Consider the following 20,963-nt stretch of genomic DNA (forward strand, 5'->3'; position numbering starts at 1 on the left):
CTTTGATAATTTTCGTTTATCACCTTCACTTGAAATAAACAATCTTGATTGAATTCCTAAATAAAAAATGGATGCTGAAATTCAACATCCATTTTTATTGGGTTTATTTTCTTTTGATATATTTCTTTTTGAAATTGTGTTTGATGCCAAACTGAATAGAATTCGAATAAAACTTCGATTGTTCAAACATTTCTAAATTCAGGGTCAATGCCGTAAAGTCAAACAATTGGTACGAAAGTTCCGCATTCACACGTTCAAAATGGCCACTGAAATCATCGAGGAACGCACCAGCTTCAATCCTGGTATTGAAAATTGGCGTGTTAAATTGCCAGGCAAGTCCTCCACCACCGTATAATCGATGACGGATAATCCAGTACGGATATCCAACCGATAAATCATGTGAACCATAGGAAATCTGGGATTCGACAAAAGGAATGAATTTCGATTTTTTTATGTCACCTTTATCAAGCATCAATCGCAATGTTAGTGCTACATCATAGGCATCGTCTATATCGTCAACCTGCAAAGTGCCATTGGCGAGTTCCGTATATACGGTTCGCGCCATTCGATTAGGGTTGATATCCGGCCCAATGGTATCGCGCGAAAGGAAACCTTCTGTGTAATAACTGCCCTCAATCGAAACGCTCGAATTGATCCTTTTAGTGATGCGGTAATCCTGATAAAGATTCGTCTTCAATCGGTAAATACCCTGATTCAGACCCGGAGCAGTTTCTACAGGATATAAGTTGATGGCAGCGGATCTGAAATTTTTCTCATTCGAACGACTCATACCGATACCAAACTGATAATAAGGATTGTTGACTTTGTCAAGCTCTACCCTTGCCCTACTCCAATATTGCGGTTTGTTTTCTTTGGCTGGTGAAGTAATTTTATATTCCAATCCAAAGGTATAATTGTCAGCATTGTCTTTATAAGCTTTATTGGTTGTTTCAAGTTCATAATACTTAGAAAAAGTAAAGCCAATACCATGAATAAAACCTTTCTTATCGAATAGATTATAAGATACTTCATTTTTCTGAAAGGCCGGATTTTTCTGGTTGGTTTCAAGATAGGTTTTGAAATCGATGAAATCACCAATCGCCAAACGAATGTCTTTCTTCAATTTTGCAAGCACATCCGGATAGAACAATTCGGAATGGTTTGCAATCAGATCCTGCTGCAGATCAATACTTTCATAAAGCACATCGCGGTTGAGGGTTTTTCTGAGTTCTTCTTTTTCATAGATGTTGCTCAGCGAATTCGCCAATACCCATGAATCCTTAAATCTTCCCTGTTCGTGATAAACATTACTCATGAGCACCGTGGCGATTTCATCTTCCGGGTGTTCGGCGATATACTTTTTATAAACTACTTCGAGTTCTTGCGACTGACCGGATTCAATATACCAGTTCATTTTAGTCACAAAATCGATTTCAGTGCTGTAATCTGACCATTCAATGGCTTTCTTATAATCGGCGTTATCGGCAAACAGCCAAACGATTGAAGTGGCGATATCGGCAAGATCTTTTGTCGGTTTTTTGTCTTTCAGTTCCACCAACGCTTCCTCGGGGAAATACTGAATCAGGTGCTTGATGTAATTTTTATAGTTCTGAACCGAAGGATCGATTTCATACAGCGTTTTGAGCACGTTCTTGATTTTGTCTTTGTATTCTTCAGAATCGAAATTCTTGTAATAACTTGTCAACAATGCCTTGTCTTTTGGGGAAACACGGATTTGTTCGCTCATCCATTTTTCCTTTTCGCCGTCATCCAGATAACCGATCATGCGGTCTAACTCTTTAGAATACATGATGTTGTTCTTTGTGTTGTATTTGGCAACATGCGCTTCGTACATTTTCCACAATTCGGCGACTTTGTCTTCCGATTCCATGTACTTGGCGTATCTGTTCCAATCTTCAGGATTGATTTCTGCCGTGGTGAGCAATTTGTTTTTCAGAACTTCCATTTCTTTTCTGAACTTTACATCCGGATCTTCAGTCGGAATGCCTCCTTTAAGAAAATTCTGAACATCAATTTTAAATTTAGCGAAATCCGCTCTGACCAAATTAGTGATGGCGGCCTGTTGGGCTCTTTCTTTGGGTGATTTATAGTTCAAATCGATGACCGTCAGTTTTGGTTTGCTCGAATAAACAGAATAGAGATATCCGTCAATGAAAGGCGTTTTGGAAAACAACACCATTTGGCTTCTCAATTGAGCTTCTATCCTATCCGCATTGGCGGCGCTGCCATACATGAACCAATATTTCTTGCCGTCGTTTGATGGATTAATTTCACTTACGGTATACAATCCTTTTTCCGCTTTGTGGTTGTAACGCGAGGCGCGCCAATTCATAACAATATTGCCGCCGACATCACCATTTACAAAACGCATTTGCGGATATGCAGTAGTAAACTGTTTGACAAAGTTTCTAAAATCGGGAAACATGGCTTTGCTAGAATTGGTTGATTTCCTCCAACCTAAGCCCAATTCGTTTCTCAAATGATAATCACCTGCAGTTTTTCCACCCGTAGTTGGAATTTGGTAAACGTCATCGGGGTGTACGAAATGCGTCCAGATTCCGGTGTATAAATACAGCGATTGGATGGCGTATTTATCATTATCGCTCAAACTAAATCCGCTGGAAATTCTAGGGTAATCGAAAAAGTTCTTCTCAAAAGGATCGTAATCGAATTCGCGGTCTCCACCATCTTCCAACTGTCCTAAATACAAACTACAGATGTATTTGATCGAAGGCATCGCTTGTTGCAATTCTCTGAGCCCCATTCTATCGATATCATTCGATGGCGGAACATAAGTAACCGGCAATTTCCCATAGTTGCTGATTTCCCATTTCTTCTTAATGGTGTTCATCGAAGTGCTGATAAACTTAGGATTTTTCCATAATCCTTTGAGAAGGGAAACGTGATTGTAGCCATGAAAAGCCAACTCATGCCCATTTTTACGGACATCTTCCACCAACCAATCCGGCATCGGCATTACTTTATCTTTGAATTTTATTTTTTTGGAATTCCATTGGTCTAACGTAAACGGAGGAATGATTTTGTTGCGATAATCAAAAGTCAACATCGCCGCGTATGGGATTTTAAATTCCTTAGCCAGCTCGCGCATATCGGGCCACCAATACTTTTGAACAAACTCAGCCGTGGTGATGTTCATTTCGGTTTTGATAGGTTCTGCTACGATATCATACTGCGGTGACGGAAAGTCATCGAGGAAAATCGTAGCCGTGTTGGCGATCGGATAAGGGATTCCTTCCAATCCTTTTAAGATGCCCGAGAAAAGAAATCCGCGGTCCATTTTGGTGAAATCTCCGGAGGTGTTGTACAACAGCACTTTTCCGTTTCCTATAGGGTTTTCAATAATTGACGGATAATTAGGATTGTTGGAAGCGGTCGCAAATACTCTAATTTTATTGGTGAAATTCTGGGCGGCAAATCCGAAGAATTTTATTTTCAGGGAATAAGCGTTTCCTTTAAAATTAGGAATTACTGGCTTATTAAAATACCATCCGATAGATTTAGAATCCGTAGCATATTCCGCTTCAGGTTTAAACCCATATAAAAACCCCATTCTTTTGTCTTCGTTGGCAAATGGAATAAAAATGGTTCCGCCTTTGGATGCGAAATCTATTAAAACTTCTATCGATGCATCGTTTAGTTTTGTGGTGTCATAAAGCATCAACACTCTTGTGGAAGGGGCAATTTTTAAAGTTGCATTCCAAGTGGTGACGGTCATACAGTAGAAAGGCAACTTCGTGTAATCGCATACTTTTCTGATTTCGGCATTGTATAGCTTGCTAAATTTTGAATTAGGATCATAAACCGATTGCACAATAGGCTGCGAACTCATCGTAGGCGTTTCATAGCGTTTGAAACCTTTGAGTTTTGAAGCGTCGTCTTTGTTGTTGAATAAATCGATACTTTTTAAATCAGACCAATCGTCCAAACCTTCACAACTCAATAGGAAGCATGAAAGGACTATTGCCAATCCATAGTATATATATCTGGATGTCTGTATCATTTTCATACTTAGAATATTAGATCAGAAACTTTACTTTCTCTTGGGTTGTTAACGATTTCATAGACTTTAAGAACACTGGTGTCATAAAACAGATTGACTTTTCGCCCTCTTTTTCTGAAGAGTTTAATTTTCTTTACCAAATCTTTCTGATAATGCTTATTTTCTGCAAAAATATTGTTTTCCACCGGACCATCGTCTTTTAGAACAAAAATCAGAACACTTTTAGAAATAGAGTATTGCGGGTTTTTGACCAGGAAATTCGGATCTTTGAGATGCTTGGTATTGATAGAATCAATTTTTGGATATTCATTGATGAAAAAATCATAATTCATAAAAAAATGCGAATTGTTACTGATGACCTGAGTTGCCGGATCGTTCACGACACAATAAGAATGGCGGAAAAAGGTTTGCGAGATTTTATCGTACGCATTGAGAATGTGTTTTGGCGTCTGATCTGAAACCGTCAGCGAATTGATGCTTTTCTGTTGGTAATAAATCGAAGCGTAAATCATCGCTATGAACAAAACAGATACACTAACCGGGCTAAATCTCTCGAATCTGTGCAATCCGAAATTTAAGATCCGCATCACAATCGCCGCATTCAATCCAATAATGATGGGTAAAAATACAGAAATGGAATTGTTGAGCATATCGATATCAAGCCATTCGCTTTTTACGAAAGTCAGCAGAATCAGAAAGTTGAAATAAGTAAAGAAAATGATGGTCGCACGCCAGTTCTCTTTTTTGAAAATCAATAAGAGCATGACCAATATAAAACCAACTCCTGTAGAAATTTGAGCATAACGGATAATTTCGCTGTAAGGCAACACCAATTGCGGCACATAAGTATAAGAACTTACTGAAAGCAAATTGTTCTGCATATACTCTAGCAAATCGGCCCTTTGGTAATAACAGGCATAACTATAAATTGCGTATAATATGGCTAGAGCCAGCAAATAAGACAAAATGAACGACAGGTTTTGCTTTTTGTACTTCATTTTTGTAAACACGAAAGCGATGATCAAAAATGGCGGAATCAGCACGCAAAGTGTAAACAAATCGGTGAGCCCAATCGTCACGAAAATGAATAAAAAACTAAAAAAGTAACTGGTCTTATTAAGCTTCAAAATCGTTGGCTTGATGAAAAAAGCAAAAGCAGGCAACGCGAAAGTCAAGGCCAGAAAAGTAGGATTTCCTTTGAGTAGAAAATACACATTCAAAGGCGTCAGCACGTATACCAAACTAAAAAAGAGTGCCGCAATCGTGGGCGCAATAAATTTGGATGGTGTGAGTTTGTTGATGACCCAGAAAATGATAATGGCCAGCAAGGTCGATTCTAAAATCGCGATTACCTGGAGTGCAATTTCCGGACTCACATCGGTTATTTTTCCGTAGAAATTGACAATGGCCAATTCGGCATCAGTCGCCAATTCAATTGTAAACCAATATTGATTGTCGAATTGAATCACTTTATTGAGGTCATTAATCCAAGCATCAGATAACGAATAATTGTCATAAATGATGAAATAATAACGGCTCAAAAACGTGATTCCTCCAAGGATAACCGTAAGCAACAAGATAAAAGTATTGTTTTTTTTCTTTTTGTTTTTCTTGCTTCGGTCTAACGAAAACCAGAACCAGAATGATTTTTTATTTTCAATATTTCTCAAAAAATTCAACAGGCTCGCGCGGATATGCGTCCTGAAATATTCTTTTGGTCTTTTAAGGTTGTCAATGCCAATCACATCAATCCCAATGAGTATGGTGAAGATGAAAAAACAGTTGAACAGGTTGTAAGTATCGGATTCGACCAAAGCGAAAATAACCACGACCAAAACGCCCGCATAACGGAACCAATTGGTGACAATGAAATCCAGGAAATTGACATGATTGGATACATTGATGAATTTTCTATTCAAGTAGAATAAAAACAGCAATATAACGCATAGCCTTATAAAACCTAATAATATTGAACTTGTTAAAAACATCATAATCGGTACTAATTAAATTGCGGTACGGTTTGTAAGTTGATATTGCCGATAAAATAATCAAACTTCGAACTGTCGATTCTTTTTTCAATCTGATCTACCAATGCTTTTGAATCGGCATACTCCACCAGTAGAAAAGGAATGGAATAAGTATCACTGATCGTGTGGATGCGCTCCATATAGGAATCATAATCTTTTTTGTCTCTTAAACTGTACTTTTTATCTTTAAAGCTATAGGAAGAAGCCACCGATTCGACAGCAATGACATCTACATATTTTGAGGTTTCTTCGGCCATCTCAAGCCCGGCATTCTGAATGAACATCTTTTTAGGATATTTTTCCTTAATCATCTGTATGAGCTCAACCACTTTTTCCTTTTGCTCTTTTTGCGGGCCGAAACTGGTGAAATTATCGATGTTGTCTAAAAACAAACCGTCGTATCCGTGTGTAAAGATCTCATCAACCATTTCAACAACCAATGTTTTGGTTTTCTTCGAGGTCAAATCCAGATAGTGGCTGTTCCAAATGTCATTTTTACCCAAAGTATGTTTTTTAAAATCTTTAAAATGAATGGAAGTCTCATTGATTTCGCCAAGGCTAATATAGGCAAATACCTTCTCGTTTTGCGATTTTAAAGCTCGAACGTCTTTTGCTGTATAATGCTTTGATTCGACAATGACATACTTATAACCTTTTATTTGTGCCGGGTTGGTTTTTCCATAGCAAAATAACACGGTACTTTTTTTCATATCGCCTTGAAAAGAATTAAACAGTAAAATGAGTGGGAGAATTATAAACAGTATTTTAATACGCTGCATAATAATAGTAATCTAGGTTTTTAAAATAGTTGATGTTCGCTTTCAGAGTCAGCGCTACAAAAAGAGCTGCCCCGAAAAGCATTCCCACTACGCTGTATTCGTAAGCAAAAAACCTACTTAAAATAAAACCTAAAAATATATTCAGCAAACAAGCATATATAATGGCTTTCAAAGGTTTTTTAGCTTGGCCCAAAGTAAACAAATACAATGAGTTGAGCATTCCCCAGGCTAATAAAACATAACCTATTCCGCCGATTACACAAACTTTAATACTCAATTGAACTAATGTTTGGTTGAACTGACCTTCAAATCCCCAGGACGCATTGATGATATAATAGATCAATACGAATGCGAATGCACTGGTAACAAACAGTAATAAAACCTGTTGCCAATACATCTTACGGAGTTGATTGTTAAACACTTCGGGTGTTTTATGGTCGGTAATTTTTTGTCCAATATCAATAAATCTTGTAAACGATGCTATACTATATTCCAGGACTCCAGCGAGCAATAAAAAAACTAAAATAGCTAAATCCATCCCTAATTCATAATTTTTTTCAAAATAAACTAAAAAAGGCAGGTTTTTATCAATTCCTGAAGACCACGCCAGAATTCTATCGATGAAGATAAAAACGTAGATGAATATCCCGTAAAAGAAATACTGGTAGTTGTGGTAAAGCAATACCGGAACCTTGATGTTGTTGCCACTAATCGACTTTTTGTTTTTGGTCAGTCGCCAAAAGTACGCTACTAAAAATAGTTTAGCGATGATAATGGCAACGGCAATTCCGATCCAGTGTGTTACGAATATGAGTAAAGGTGTAGTTTCTTTGAGATAAATCGCTACAGCAGTTCCTAAAAATATAGAAAAAGTGATGACCCAACGTTGTTTGATGGTGTGTAAAGGCGCCAGCATCAATAAAAGCATTCCTACCAAAAAGGCGTAGGCAAATACTACAAAAAGAATTTCATAAGGATAAATGTGAAAAAAGAAATTCACCAAAAAGATTGTAGTCAGTACAAAGAAGATCGACAACATTCCCACTTTGTGTAGATAGTTTATCGTTTTGTTGGTCATTCTGTAATCTTCGTAGTTCCAATAAAACGAGGCTTGTTTTCCGATGACTTGTACAAAGCCGCCCGTAGAAACCAGACCAATGACAACGCCCAAAACGACAGCGGTTGACTGGATTTCATTAAAACCGACAAACGTCCATAAGGAGTATCCGAAAACAACAATCGCTGCGATTTGTATCAGTACGGGAAGTAAGTGAAAAATACCCAAAGAATAGTATTGGAAGAAAATCTGAGTCTTCACCCGCAAATAATCCTTAAGCTGAATAATTTTAGGCTGGGTTCTTTCGACCTCGATTTCTTTTTCGTTTTTAGCGCCGATATAATATTTGTCGGTGGTTAGTTCGTAGAACACGAGTTCCGCTAAATCTTTGATAGAGTTAAAACCGAAATCGTCTTTGGTGTCCTTTTCACGGATGCCTAAAGATTCGATGGTCGCCTCGACAACTTCACTGCTGACGGGCTTTCCGATTTTGTCCTTGGTCTTTTCAATTAAGGACTTGATGTTGGTAAAGTGATTTTCCATTGTAGATTGGGGGTCTATTTTTGGTTAAGTAAAGAACATTTATGATGCTTCCATAGCTTCCTGTTCCATATGTGAATTCAAATATATAGGATCCTGGGCTTTTTTGTTCATGATAAACTCATAAGCCATTTCGTATTCCTTGATAAATTTGTCAATCGTAAAATTGTCGATGACTTTCTTTCTGGCATTCGCTCCCATTCTGGCTCTCATGGCGTCGTCCTGCAGTAGGGTTACAACACTACGTCCGAGAGATTCAAAATCTTTGGGTTTGCAAATAAAACCACAAGTATTGTCTAGTGCTTCGGTCACACCACCAACATCGGTAGCTACCACCGGAACACCACAACTCATAGATTCCAATACGGTATACGGGAAACCTTCAGAGATCGAAGTCAGTATCGAGATATCACCTTCACAGAACAACTGGTGTGGTTTGTCATGATAACCGGCTAAGAAGAAATTGTTTTCCAATTTCAATTCCTTGATCAAATCCATACATTCTTTGGTATAAGTAGGTACGGCTTTGTTATCGCCATATACTAAATAACGTACGTTAGGAATACTTCTTTTGGCCACTTCGCATGATTTAATCATCGTAATGACATCTTTCAATTCAAAGATTCTTGCGGCTGCCACTACGGTTGGGATGTTTTCTAAATGCTCAGGTTTTTTACCCGGAACAAATAAATCAGCATCGATACCGTTGTAGATCACATCAATTTTATTAGGATGTGCGCCGTATTTCTTTTCCCATGACATGTTGAATTTGTTTACCGATAAAATCAAATCTGATTTGTAGTAAACCAATTTCGTGATACATTCTGAGAATTTAATCAAAAGGTTTTTAAGGAAAAACGAATATTCCGACGAATTGATCGCAATGAGTCTTTCTCTGATGAAAACACCGTGCTCAGTAGCAATGATCGGCGTTCCGTATTTGTATTTCAAAACCAACGCAGGAATCACGGGGAAACCTGAAAGTGTCAGATGCGAAACATCTACTTTAGGAACATCGATAGAAATCGGAATTAAAAAACGATAAATCCAACGCATACCTACTGTAAAATCATATAACGTAGCTTCGTAGTGGTTGTCTTTTTTGATGACTTCGGAAACGGTTTCACAGAAACATTTCCAAACCACAAGGCTTTTCATCGTTTTTTTGTAGTCATGGTTTTGAAAAAACTGCCACATGTCGAAAATGACATCATCAATTTCTTCAATGTCCATGCTTGAATCGTATATGCTGTTCAACAATCTTTTGAAAATAGGAATGAATTCCTCAGCGATTACTGATTCGTCTTCCTGCTCTTTCCTGTTGACCGTTTTGTAATATCTTTTTCCGTAACTCAATAATTCCTTCGGTTCTAAAGGCGACCATAAAGGAACCTGAATTACGTTCTTAACGTTATCGCTTAATTCGTATTTTGATTTTTCTTCAAAATCAGCGTTGATAGAATACAATGTGTAATTCACATTCTTCACTTTGTTGCAAAGCATATGCGCCCAAGTTGATACGCCTCCGCCATTGAATGGGTACGTACCTTCTAAAATAAGCATTACATCGTATTTGTTCATCATAATCTTTTAAGGTTTAAGCTTTGGGAGCTATTAAACAACATTAACTTTTTAACATTTGTTCGAAGCAAAGATATTTTCTCTTTGTTTAATAAAAAAAAAAAACGCCTGAAATCAGTTGTAGACACTCATAAAGTCGATAAAGTGCAACTTTTTAACCGATATCGGACGGGCAAAAAAAAATGTTAAAAAAAAGAAGTAAAGTACATCGATAAAATGATGTATTTCATCGAGTTGAAAATAAATATGGGAATTCTAGAACAACTTTTCGCGGATCTTTTTTCCGATGAGTAAATTCAGTTTGAGTTTGTAATCTTCAATGAGCCATTCGCGGTAGTTTTTACTGCAATGACTCAGGCAACTTGCATAGCGTTTCATCCTCGATTCGATGTCTTCCTGCAGTTCTTTTGCGAGTTGTTTGGCCGTGTATAAATCTTCCGAATTATCGACACACATATTCGCGTGTTGCTCGAGCGATCGCTCTATGACAATTTTAGATCTTAAGTTTTGGGCGATGGCTTGTTTGTGCGCTTCATCGACATCGAAAGTAACGACTTCGGTTTTTGCAAATTTGGCGCGTAATTCGGGCGGCATTTGATATTTAAAATGCAGTTCGATCTCGGCATCATCACGCAAGTTCTCGAGGTAATATTCCGGTGATTTGAAGATGTGCTGCCAATCAACAGGTTCGTCCCAAAGGCCAAAACGTGCAGCATTATTACCTAAATCGATAACGGTAAAAGTGTCTTTATTGTGTAGTTTTCTGGAACCACGTCCAATCATTTGAAAATAGAGTGTCAAGGACTTCGTGGCACGATTCAGAATAATACTTTCTACAGTAGGTTCATCAAATCCGGTGGTTAGAATTCCTACTGAAGTTAATACTGCGTCTGGCGTGTGTTTAAACCAGGACAAAATGTCACGGCGGTCTTCAGGATTGCTCGTATTATCCAGGTGTCGGATTGGAATTCCAGCTTCTCTAAAAGTTTCATAGACATATAAAGAAGTATTGATTCCGTTGTTGAAAATCAGCGTCTTCTTCCCCATCGATTTTTCGGTGTAGGCATGAATCAGTTTCTCCTGCATCGCCAATTGTGAATACAAATCATCAGAAGATTTCACGGTATAATCGCCATTGATTCCCACTTTTAAGGAAGTCAACCCAACATCATAACTATAAGTAATGGCTTTAGCCAAAAAACCTTTTTCAATTAGCGAAGAAATCGTGTCGCCTACTATAAGTTCGTTGTAGTTTTCATTCATCGGCAGCTTGATATTGGAACTCAACGGCGTTGCGGTAACGCCCAAAATAAACGAGTTCTTAAAGAAACTCAACAACTTGCGAAATGAATTGTAATGCGCTTCATCAATAATCACCAAACCAATATTGTCTAAATGAAGTTTCTTATCGTTGATGCGGTTTTTGAGGGTTTCGACCATCGCCACAAAGCACGAATAATCGTTCTGGTCCGGCAATTCCTTGACTTTACTGTTGATGATTTTATTCTTGACATCGAAGCCTTTGAGCATTTTTGAAGTCTGCTTGCAAAGCTCAATGCGGTGCGTGAGTACCAACACTTTTTTGTCGTGTTTGGATAAATAGCGGCGGACGATTTCAGAAAAAATAACGGTTTTTCCTCCGCCTGTCGGCAACTGATACAACAAATGATGGTTGTGCGGCGCATTGTCGAGGCGGTCAAAAATAGCATTGATATCGCCTTGCTGGTAGCTGTAAAGCTCCTTTTTGTCTTCGATTTCGATATCAGATTCCTTTTCGGACATATTGCTTTTTTTGAATTTTGCAAAAGTACGCCTAAAAAAGAGTTATCCGTTCATTTTTGAAAAATTTAATATTCGAGCCGGTCAGCAATATTGATGAATTCAAACTTATTGCTCCAATCCTGACGGATCACTTCCTGCTTGATGGCATTGACGCGACTTTCAAATTCGGCGTGAATTCCTTTCTCGATGATGAATTTAATGGCCTGATCGAACGCAGTCAACAGGCTTTTGAAGAACGATTCGTAAACGACATTTCTTTTGGACGAATACTTCTGAGCAACTTCAATCGCATAGAACATAAGGTCGGCGATTATAAAATCATCGACACCTAAAATCATAAAATGCTTGATGAATTTCTGAGCAATCGAACGACGCAACTTAGGGCGTTTGCGTTTTACAGGAAAATATTCATTCGAAATTTTCATTTTCGCATCGTTGACCAACAGCTCTTCTTTCGGATTGAACACAAAATCGAAATAGGTTTTCACCGGAACAAACTTCTCGTATAAAGCCACGATTTGCTCTTCCAAAGCTTCTTTTGGTAGTTGGGTAAGGTATTTTTTTAATTCCCGTTTGCTCATGACAACAAAAGTAATTTAGTTTTTGGATAATAATCAATCGGATTCGCTAATTTTGCGGCACAACAGTCAAATCAAATTTAAAACACACAAAACATGATCAAATTTTTCAAAACCATAGCCCTTTTAGAAGGAATCTCCTTACTCCTATTGTTGTTTTTTGCTATGCCGATGAAATATATTTTTGAACTTCCGATCTATGTCAGAATCATCGGAATGGCGCATGGATTGTTGTTTATAACCTATATTGTATTGGCCATCATGAACAAAATCGAAGAACAATGGGACAATAAAAAATTCGTTTTGATTTGTGTGGCTTCGGTAGTTCCTTTCGGCACCTTCTACATTGAGAAAAAGTATTTCAAAAATGCATAAAACACTCGAATATATATATGGCTGGTGTTATCCTTTGTTCCGAAAATGGAGCATTGGTGACACGATTGCGGCCTATTCGAGCTTACTGATCAATGTTGCAATACTGAGTTTTCTGACTTATGTCATTTACATGATTTTCCGATTTTTTTTGGTAACAGTAATGGCCGTAGCGGCTAAAAAAACCAGAACGAAATTCGATGATTTGCTGATTTCCAATAAAACAGCAAAATATATTTCTCATTTGATTCCGTTGCTTTTTATCTACAAATCGGTTCCGGTGATTCTCAATGACTATGTGTATTGGGAAACGGTTTTCGGTAAGCTTGTCGGCGTTTATATCATTCTGTTGATTTTATGGATTGTCCGTACCATCTTCAATGCGCTACGCGATTACCTCAAAATGAAACCCGAATACAGCGACAAACCGATAGACAGTTATATCCAGGTTATCATGCTGATTCTTTGGATGATTGGAGTTGCCGTGATTATTTCGGAAGTGTTTGATGTCAAAGCCAATACGATGTTAGCCACATTGGGAGCCGTTTCCGCGATTATACTTTTGATTTTTCGCGATACACTTTTAGGTTTCGTGGCGAGCGTTCAGGTTTCGTTAAATGATATGGTTCGGATTGGTGACTGGATTACCTTTGATAAGTTTGGTGCAGACGGTGATGTCATTGAAATCAATCTCGCCACAGTGAAAGTCCGCAATTTCGACAATACGACCACGACGATTCCTACTTACAGTTTGATATCAGATTCGTTTCGAAACTGGCGCGGCATGCTCAATTCCGATGGGCGAAGAATCAAAAGGCATCTGTTGATCCGGGCGAAAAGCATCCGTTTTCTGAATGCAGAAGAACTGCAGAAAATGAAACAGATTCAACTCATCAGCGATTATATCGACAGCCGCCAAAAGGAAATCGATCAATACAATGACATGCACGAAATCGATAAGTCGTTGCCACTTAACGGACGGAACCTGACCAACTTCGGATTGTACCGAAAGTACATTACAAGTTATCTCGAAAACTATCCTAGTTTAAATAAAGATATGATATTGCTTTGCAGACAATTACAACCGACAGCTCAAGGCATTCCTTTAGAAATTTACACCTTTACAAAAGACAAGAAATTCGAGAATTACGAATACATCATGGCTGATATATTTGACCACATCATCGCAGCCATTGGCTTTTTCGATCTGGAAATTTTTGAATTGTCTACAGGAAAAGAAATCCAACAATAACTCAGGTCTTAAAACGGTCGTTGATAAACTCTACTTTCGTTTTTCCGTGCGGTTGCGGTTTACCATTGATGTCAAGGCTAACCATCGTAATCGAATCGATTGTAATAATGGTTTCACGTGTCATGATGTTGCGGGCTTCACAGCGAACTGTCAATGAAGTATGTCCGAATTTCACGACATCAATACCAATTTCAACGATATCACCCTGTTTTGCTGAACTCCTGAAATTGATTTCCGACATGTGTTTGGTCACGATTCGGAAATTTTCAAGTTGAATGATGGAATAAAGTGCCACTTCCTCGTCAATCCAAGCTAATAATTTTCCGCCGAATAAAGTGCTGTTTGGGTTTAAATCTTCGGGCTTAACCCATTTTCTGGTATGAAATCGCATCGTGTTAGATTTTTGTCAGCGCTAAATTAATGATTTCCAAATGATCGAAAGCCATTTCAGGCAATTCATTCACTGAAAACCATCGGACTGCTTTGGCATCGTCAGCAGCAACAGCTTCGGTTTCTTTAGATACAAACCCAAAATAGGCGATGGAAATCACATGGCCTCGAGGATCGCGAAAAGGTTTTCCAAACGCACCTAGTTGTTGCAAGTCATGAATCGTTATATTGGTTTCTTCTTGCAATTCTCTTTTGGCCGCATCCACAAGATTTTCATGCTGTTCTACAAAGCCTCCAGGTAAAGCCCAACAGTTTTTAAAGGGCTCGTTCTTTCTTTCAATCAGCAGCAGATAATTGATACTTTCAATCGCTTTAAAAAGCAGTACATCAACAGTAACGAAAGCAGTTGGAACTCGCATGATACAAATGTTTAAGCCTTAAATAAATTTCATTAAAAGTAAAAATAGTATTTATTATTTATAAAGATTGAATTTTAAAAGTAAACTACTATATTTGCAAATTATATGTTAAAACTGACTATTAGACGTTAATAATTATAAAACTATGAAACACTGTTTACTACTGTTATCCCTTACTTTATTGACGGTTAACTTTGGATATGCTCAGGAAGATATCAAAGACGCAAAAGATACCGGTGAAAGGAAAGATTACAATAAATGGACTATCGAATTAACGGCTGGACAAAGTAAAGGTACAAAGCCATTTACCGTAGGCTATTATTCAAGTAACCCTGACAAACTATTTGGTTCTGTTAAATTCAATACTTTCAGTCTCGGTGTGCGTTATATGTTTAGTGCAAAATTTGGTTTGAAAGCAGATATAAGTTCAGATTTATTTACCAACAATAAAAATACAGACAGTAAGGATTTTAAATTGCAGCAATACCGATTCGGTTTACAAGGCGTTGTCAATGCATCCCGTTTGTTCAACATCCAACAAGAGCTCGGAAGATTAAGTATTTTGATTCACGCTGGTTTACAAGCGGCAAGAGCTACTCCTAAATACAAACCGGACGAAGGCGTTCCAGGATATTTCTATAACAAATCTGAATTAAACCTGGGAGTAATGTTTGGTATTTCCCCTGAAGTTAGGGTTTCTAAGAAATTCTCTATCATCGGTGATTTCAGTACACTTTCCAATTTCAGACAGCATTTTACCTGGGACGGACGTGTGTCTGACAAGGCCAATAACTTGTCAGGTCAGATGATCATGAGTACATTGGGTCTTACTTATTCCTTTGGTAATGACAACATTCATGGTGATTGGGCAATCATTGACGAAGGTAAGCTTAAAGAAATTGAAGCACTTGACAAAAGAATTGGTGATCTTGAAAGTATGTTGAACGATACTGATAAAGATGGCGTTCCAGATTATCTTGACGTAGAGAACAATTCTATCGCAGGAGTTGCTGTTGATACTAAAGGAAGAATGGTCGACATCAACAAAAACGGAATTCCTGATGAATTGGAGAAATTTATGGCCAACACGTATGTTGACAAATCCAACATTAAAGAAACCCTCGAAACTGCCAATGCCGACATGATCAAACGATTGATTAATGAAGGTTATGTAACGACTTATTTCGATTCTGGCAAAACAGTACCAACGAATGTTTCGACCGAAGGCATCGACTTCATTCGAACTTACCTCAAAAACAATCCAAACGCTTCTGTCGATATCGTTGGACATGCTGACGAAATTGGCAAATCGGCTTACAATGATAAGTTAGCAGCATCAAGAGCGAATACGGTAAAAAATACTTTAATGAAAGCCGGTATTCCTGAATCCCGTCTGAATATCATCAGCGAGGGTGAAGATGCATCAGTGGCTGTTGACTCTAAAGATGCAAGAAGACTCGTAAGAAGAGTAACGTTTAAAGTGAAAGACTAATTAACAATTCATTCTTGATAAATAAAAAAAACCTCTGTATTGTTGCAGAGGTTTTTTTATAACTTTAAAATAAAAATGGAAACCCGCGATACTTTTATTACGAGCTTAAGAGGAACAACCATCGGATCAGTAAGTGAATCTTCATCCTCTGACGAAAAATTCCAGAACCAAACCCTGCGCCCCATCCTGAAACTGCAAAACGATTTGTTCGTCGAAGTTTTCAAAAACCATATCAGCAAACACAAAAACGACTTTTATCACTATTCCGTAGCAAAGAAATTGCAGTTCATTGAGAATACGATTCAGAAAGACATCAAATTCAGAAATGCGCTGAAAGGAATTGTCATAGGATTGTTTACCATTGACGAATATGCTACTTATATATTGAATTCATCCTCGCTCAACAAACGTATGATGAACATGCTGATTGAGCGTCTCAAGAGCCAAGTGTTACTTTTTGAGGCTATTGATACCGCTTCTTAAACCTTTCGCTTCACCTATAGCGATTTTACTTCAGCTACATTTTAAGGTTTACATAAAACCGATTGGTCATATAAACTGTTTTTTACTGTTTTCTTAATTTATTCAGACTATATTAAGTATTCTCGTAATTGTTTGAGAAAATCACGCCAACAGGCGTATTTATTGAATATTTTTATTATACTTGTTTTTATAAAAGTAGCTCAGTTATCCACCGTAATTTTGACATTAACACAGGAGAAAAATACATAAAGGCCCATCTATGAAAGAAGAATACTTCAAATGGTACTCACCGAATCTTAGCCGTGAAATTGAAATGCTTGTTTTTGGTCATTCGGGTTATCCGGTGATTCTTTTCCCGACCTCCATGGGAAGTTATCACGAAAATAAAGATCAGGGTTTAATTGAATCAGCGCGCTGGTATATCGAGCAAGGTTTGATTCAGATATTTTGCCCAGCCAGCATTGATAAAGACAGTTTCTACAATAAAAATATACATCCTTACCACCGTATCCAGAACCACGTTTGGTACGACAAAATGATCTGCCACGAAATTGTGGAGCGCGTTAAGAACAACACTTATTCAGGAAAAGTAGCCGTAGCCGGTTGCAGTTTCGGCGGTTATCATGCCGCCAATTTTGCGTTTCGCCATCCGGGTTATGTGAGCCATATGTTTTCGATGAGCGGCGCCTTCGATATCAAAAGTTTTATGGACGGTTATCATGACGACAACGTGTTTTATAATAGCCCTGAAGATTACCTGCACGGGCTCAACGACCACGAATTATGGAATATGGACATTATCCTCGGAACTTCCAATTGGGATATTTGTCTCGATTCGAATCTCAAGCTGAGCCGAGTATTAGCACAACGCGACATTCCGCATTGGCTCGACATCCGTCAGGATCAGCAACACGATTGGCCGGTTTGGCGTCAGATGTTTCCGCATTATTTATCAAGAATCAAATTTTTCTAAAATAATAACGATATGAAAAAAATAGGAATATTATTCGGAATGGAAGACACTTTCCCCGCAGCTTTTATTGAAAGGGTCAATGCCAAAAAGGAAAAAGATATTATCGCCGAAGCCGTCTCGATTGATAAAGTGATGCAAAATAAAGGCGGTGAATATGCCGTCATCATCGACAGGATTTCTCAGGATGTTCCGTTCTATCGCGCTTATCTTAAAAATGCTGCGCTGACCGGAACCAATGTGATCAACAATCCATTTTGGTGGAGCGCTGATGACAAGTTCTTCAACAATTGCCTCGCCGATACTTTGGGCGTTCCGTTGCCGAAAACGGTAATCCTGCCTTCTGCGGAGCATCCGACCGATACGACTTCAAAATCATTCCGCAATTTGAAATATCCGATGGATTGGGACGGTATTTTCGACTACGTAGGTTTTCCTGCTTATATGAAACCTTATGCTGGCGGCGGTTGGAAAAATGTTTACCGTCTTGAAAACAAAGAGGAATTCTGGGAAAAACACCGCGAAACTGGACAACTTGTAATGTTACTACAGGAAGAAATCGTATTCACCGAATATTTCCGTGTGTATTGTCTGGGCGGAAAAGACGTCCATATTATGCAGTACGAGCCAAGAAACCCGCACCATTTGCGCTATGTGATTGACGGCCCACCGGTGGATAAAAAACTCTTGGCGACTGTAAAAGATTATACGCTGCGCCTTTGTAAAGGTTTAGGTTACGATTTTAATACCGTGGAATTCGCCGTTCGTGACGGTATACCCTACGCGATTGATTTCGGAAACCCTGCGCCAGATGCTGAATTGACTTCAGTCGGAGCAGACAATTTCGAATGGGTCGTAGAAGCCGCCGCCAAAATGGCCATAGCCGCTGCGAAGAAACAGAAACCGGGTAAGATGAATCTAACTTGGGGAACGTTTATAAAAGACGCAGCCGCTGCAAAATAAAAATGTGATTTAGATTGAATAGCTCTAGCCCCGATAATTTGATATTAAGAGGAGAATGTCCAGTGGACATTCGGTTTTAAAAAAGCTCATGTTAAGGATAAAGTTAAAATTTTAGGACAGAGTTTAGCCCGGATAGAAGGGAATATCCTTTTGCTTTTTTCTTTAAAAAGCAAAAGATTGGAATGATAGCCGGATTAGCTTCTAAAAAATATTGTGATGAAAAAATTACCCATTTTTACGCTGGGCGTTGAGGAAGAATATCAGATCATCGATCCTGAAACCCGTGACCTACGCTCGCATTTGTCGAAAATTGTCGATGGCGCGAAAGTGATTCTGAACGAACAGGTCAAGGCTGAAATGCACCAATCGGTTGTCGAGGTCGGCACAAACATCTGCAAGAATGTCAAAGAAGCTTCGGATGAAATCAGGTTCCTGCGCAGTAAAATTGTAGAACTCGCTTCAAAGCAAAACCTTGTCGTTGGCGGTGCCGGAACGCATCCTTTCTCGCGTTGGCAAGACCAGCCGATTACTGATGATCCGCGCTATCACAATATTGTGAATGAATTGCAGGACGCCGCACGTTCGAATCTAATTTTCGGAATGCATTGCCACGTCGGGATTGAAAACCGCGAAATTGGTTTGCAGTTGATGAACCAAGCTTGTTACTTTCTGCCGCATATTTTTGCGTTATCGACCAACTCGCCTTTTTGGGAAGGCCGACAAACAGGTTACAAATCATTTCGAACCAAAGTTTTCGATAAGTTTCCAAGAACCGGTTTGCCCGAATATTTTGACTCGGTAGCTTCGTACGACAATTATCTTGACACTTTAGTCAAAACGAATTGCATTGACAATCCGAAGAAAATCTGGTGGGATTTGCGTTTGCATCCGTTTTATGATACGATTGAATTCCGCATCTGCGATATGAGTCTGACGGTTGATGAAACGATGTGTATCGTAGCGATCATTCAAGCGATTGTGGCCAAACTATACAAACTCAATTTAAACAATATGAGTTATAACATTTACCGTTTGGCGTTGATCAAAGAGAATAAATTCCGCGCCGCGCGTTACGGAATCGACAATCACATGATCGATTTCGGGTTGCAGAAAGAAGTCGAAACCAAATTGCTGATTGGCGAATTGCTTGATTTTATTGACGATGTCGTCGATGAATTGGGCAGTCGGGAGCAAATCAATTATGTGCACGAGATCATGAAAAACGGAACCGGCGCCGACAAACAGCTCAGTGTTTTCAACCAAACAAACGATCTGACGAAAGTGGTCGATTTCATAACCTCGGAATTTACCAAAGGTTTGTAACAGAATAATTATATATTTGTACGACCAAATGCTGATTTTAACCTCAAGATCATGAACGAACATACTATAAAAATAGCCATTCTGGATATGTATAACGGCGAACCGAACCAAGGCATGCGCTGCATTATCGATATCGTCAACCGGTTTAATAATATCGTAAGTTTCAAAATATTTGACGTCCGCAGAAAATCGGAATTGCCGAAGGTGAAGGATTTTGATATCTACATTTCTACCGGCGGCCCCGGAAATCCGCTTGAAGGCGATGGCATTTGGGATACGGGTTACTACGCTTTCATCGACGAATTGGTCGCTTGGAACAACGAGAACGAAATCAAAAAACACGTTTTGTTTATCTGTCATTCGTTTCAAATGGCCTGCAAACATTTCGGTTTGGCGGAAATCACCAAACGCAACGACACTTCCTTCGGGGTAATGACCGTTCATAAAACCAAAGAAGGCAACCACGATCCTTTGCTTGAAGGTCTTGATGATCCGTTTTATGCTGTTGATTCGCGCGATTACCAAGTAGTGCAGCCGCATCTGAATGTGTTCGCTGACAAAGGTGCTAAGATTATTTCTTTGGAAAAAATTCGTGATCACGTACAGTTTGAAAGAGCCATCATGGCGGTTCGTTTTACGAAGTATTTTGTCGGAACGCAATTCCATCCGGAAGCCGATCCACTGAGTTTTATCGCCAATCTCAAAAAAGCCGAAACGCGTGAGAAAATAATCAATATGAAAGGCAGAAAGAAATTCAGGAATATGCTTGAGGATTTGCTCGATGAAGAGAAAATCTACAAAACCAACGAAACTTTAATTCCGAATTTCCTTCGCATGGCCATCAATGATTTGATGAAGACCAGGAAGATGCTTTCTAATTAATTTCCTTTTCCATAGTTAAATTTCATTTTTC

17 protein-coding genes are annotated in these 20,963 nt (G+C 38.6%); 8 read left to right on the forward strand and 9 right to left on the reverse strand.

The window, feature by feature from the left end; all coding sequences use genetic code 11:
- Window positions 1–103: 103 nt before the first annotated feature.
- The 7 genes from Q0058_RS09575 to Q0058_RS09605 all read right to left on the reverse strand — a co-directional run bounded on the left by Q0058_RS09575 (window position 104) and on the right by Q0058_RS09605 (window position 12,389).
- Window positions 104–4,048 carry a DUF2194 domain-containing protein gene (locus Q0058_RS09575; protein ID WP_298223295.1) on the reverse strand — a complete coding sequence of 1,315 codons (3,945 nt, stop codon included), beginning with the start codon at window positions 4,046–4,048 and terminating at the stop codon, window positions 104–106.
- A 2-nt stretch (window positions 4,049–4,050) separates the two neighbouring features.
- On the reverse strand, window positions 4,051–5,961 hold the full coding sequence (locus Q0058_RS09580) for a hypothetical protein (RefSeq protein WP_298223297.1): 1,911 nt from the start codon (window positions 5,959–5,961) through the stop codon (window positions 4,051–4,053).
- Window positions 5,962–6,041: 80 nt separating this feature from the next.
- Window positions 6,042–6,779 (reverse strand): endo alpha-1,4 polygalactosaminidase, encoded by a 738-nt coding sequence (locus Q0058_RS09585; RefSeq protein ID WP_298223299.1) that lies wholly within the window; start codon window positions 6,777–6,779, stop codon window positions 6,042–6,044.
- 55 nt (window positions 6,780–6,834) lie between these two features.
- Window positions 6,835–8,448 (reverse strand): hypothetical protein, encoded by a 1,614-nt coding sequence (locus Q0058_RS09590; RefSeq protein ID WP_298223301.1) that lies wholly within the window; start codon window positions 8,446–8,448, stop codon window positions 6,835–6,837.
- A gap of 39 nt (window positions 8,449–8,487) precedes the next feature.
- Complete coding sequence (pelF, locus tag Q0058_RS09595; RefSeq protein ID WP_298223303.1) at window positions 8,488–10,029, reverse strand: GT4 family glycosyltransferase PelF; 1,542 nt, start codon at window positions 10,027–10,029, stop codon at window positions 8,488–8,490.
- Between the two features lie 252 nt (window positions 10,030–10,281).
- Window positions 10,282–11,808 (reverse strand): DEAD/DEAH box helicase family protein, encoded by a 1,527-nt coding sequence (locus tag Q0058_RS09600; protein ID WP_298223304.1) that lies wholly within the window; start codon window positions 11,806–11,808, stop codon window positions 10,282–10,284.
- 65 nt (window positions 11,809–11,873) lie between these two features.
- The gene (locus tag Q0058_RS09605) at window positions 11,874–12,389 is read right to left on the reverse strand and encodes a DUF6155 family protein (RefSeq protein ID WP_298223306.1); all 516 of its coding nucleotides are present in this window, start codon (window positions 12,387–12,389) and stop codon (window positions 11,874–11,876) included.
- A 93-nt stretch (window positions 12,390–12,482) separates the two neighbouring features.
- On the opposite strand from Q0058_RS09605, the gene Q0058_RS09610 reads away from it, so the two are divergent.
- On the forward strand, window positions 12,483–12,761 hold the full coding sequence (locus Q0058_RS09610) for a DUF3817 domain-containing protein (protein ID WP_298223308.1): 279 nt from the start codon (window positions 12,483–12,485) through the stop codon (window positions 12,759–12,761).
- Window positions 12,754–14,010 carry a mechanosensitive ion channel family protein gene (locus tag Q0058_RS09615; RefSeq protein WP_298223310.1) on the forward strand — a complete coding sequence of 419 codons (1,257 nt, stop codon included), beginning with the start codon at window positions 12,754–12,756 and terminating at the stop codon, window positions 14,008–14,010. The genes Q0058_RS09610 and Q0058_RS09615 overlap by 8 nt, the downstream gene beginning before the upstream one ends.
- A gap of 1 nt (window position 14,011) precedes the next feature.
- Here Q0058_RS09615 and Q0058_RS09620 read toward each other — a convergent pair whose 3' ends face one another.
- Complete coding sequence (locus Q0058_RS09620; RefSeq protein WP_298223312.1) at window positions 14,012–14,401, reverse strand: hotdog domain-containing protein; 390 nt, start codon at window positions 14,399–14,401, stop codon at window positions 14,012–14,014.
- A 4-nt stretch (window positions 14,402–14,405) separates the two neighbouring features.
- Window positions 14,406–14,819 carry an NUDIX hydrolase gene (locus tag Q0058_RS09625; protein ID WP_298223314.1) on the reverse strand — a complete coding sequence of 138 codons (414 nt, stop codon included), beginning with the start codon at window positions 14,817–14,819 and terminating at the stop codon, window positions 14,406–14,408.
- 145 nt (window positions 14,820–14,964) lie between these two features.
- Here Q0058_RS09625 and Q0058_RS09630 point away from each other — a divergent pair, with 145 nt between their 5' ends.
- The 6 genes from Q0058_RS09630 to Q0058_RS09655 all read left to right on the forward strand — a co-directional run bounded on the left by Q0058_RS09630 (window position 14,965) and on the right by Q0058_RS09655 (window position 20,932).
- Window positions 14,965–16,311, forward strand: coding sequence for an OmpA family protein (locus Q0058_RS09630; protein WP_298223316.1), 1,347 nt, complete (start codon window positions 14,965–14,967; stop codon window positions 16,309–16,311).
- Window positions 16,312–16,386: 75 nt separating this feature from the next.
- Window positions 16,387–16,794 (forward strand): glyoxalase, encoded by a 408-nt coding sequence (locus tag Q0058_RS09635; protein WP_298223318.1) that lies wholly within the window; start codon window positions 16,387–16,389, stop codon window positions 16,792–16,794.
- A gap of 259 nt (window positions 16,795–17,053) precedes the next feature.
- Entirely contained in the window at window positions 17,054–17,767 is a 714-nt protein-coding gene (locus Q0058_RS09640) for an alpha/beta hydrolase-fold protein (RefSeq protein ID WP_298223320.1), read from the forward strand.
- Window positions 17,768–17,779: 12 nt separating this feature from the next.
- Window positions 17,780–18,727, forward strand: a complete 948-nt coding sequence (locus Q0058_RS09645) for a hypothetical protein (protein ID WP_298223322.1) — start codon at window positions 17,780–17,782, stop codon at window positions 18,725–18,727.
- Window positions 18,728–18,943: 216 nt separating this feature from the next.
- A complete protein-coding gene (locus Q0058_RS09650) occupies window positions 18,944–20,050 on the forward strand; it encodes a carboxylate-amine ligase (RefSeq protein ID WP_298223324.1) in 1,107 nt (368 codons plus the stop codon).
- Between the two features lie 51 nt (window positions 20,051–20,101).
- Entirely contained in the window at window positions 20,102–20,932 is an 831-nt protein-coding gene (locus Q0058_RS09655) for a homoserine O-succinyltransferase (protein WP_298223325.1), read from the forward strand.
- Window positions 20,933–20,963 lie beyond the last annotated feature (31 nt).

Source organism: Flavobacterium sp. (assembly GCF_027484705.1).
Classification (GTDB): Bacteria; Bacteroidota; Bacteroidia; order Flavobacteriales; family Flavobacteriaceae; genus Flavobacterium.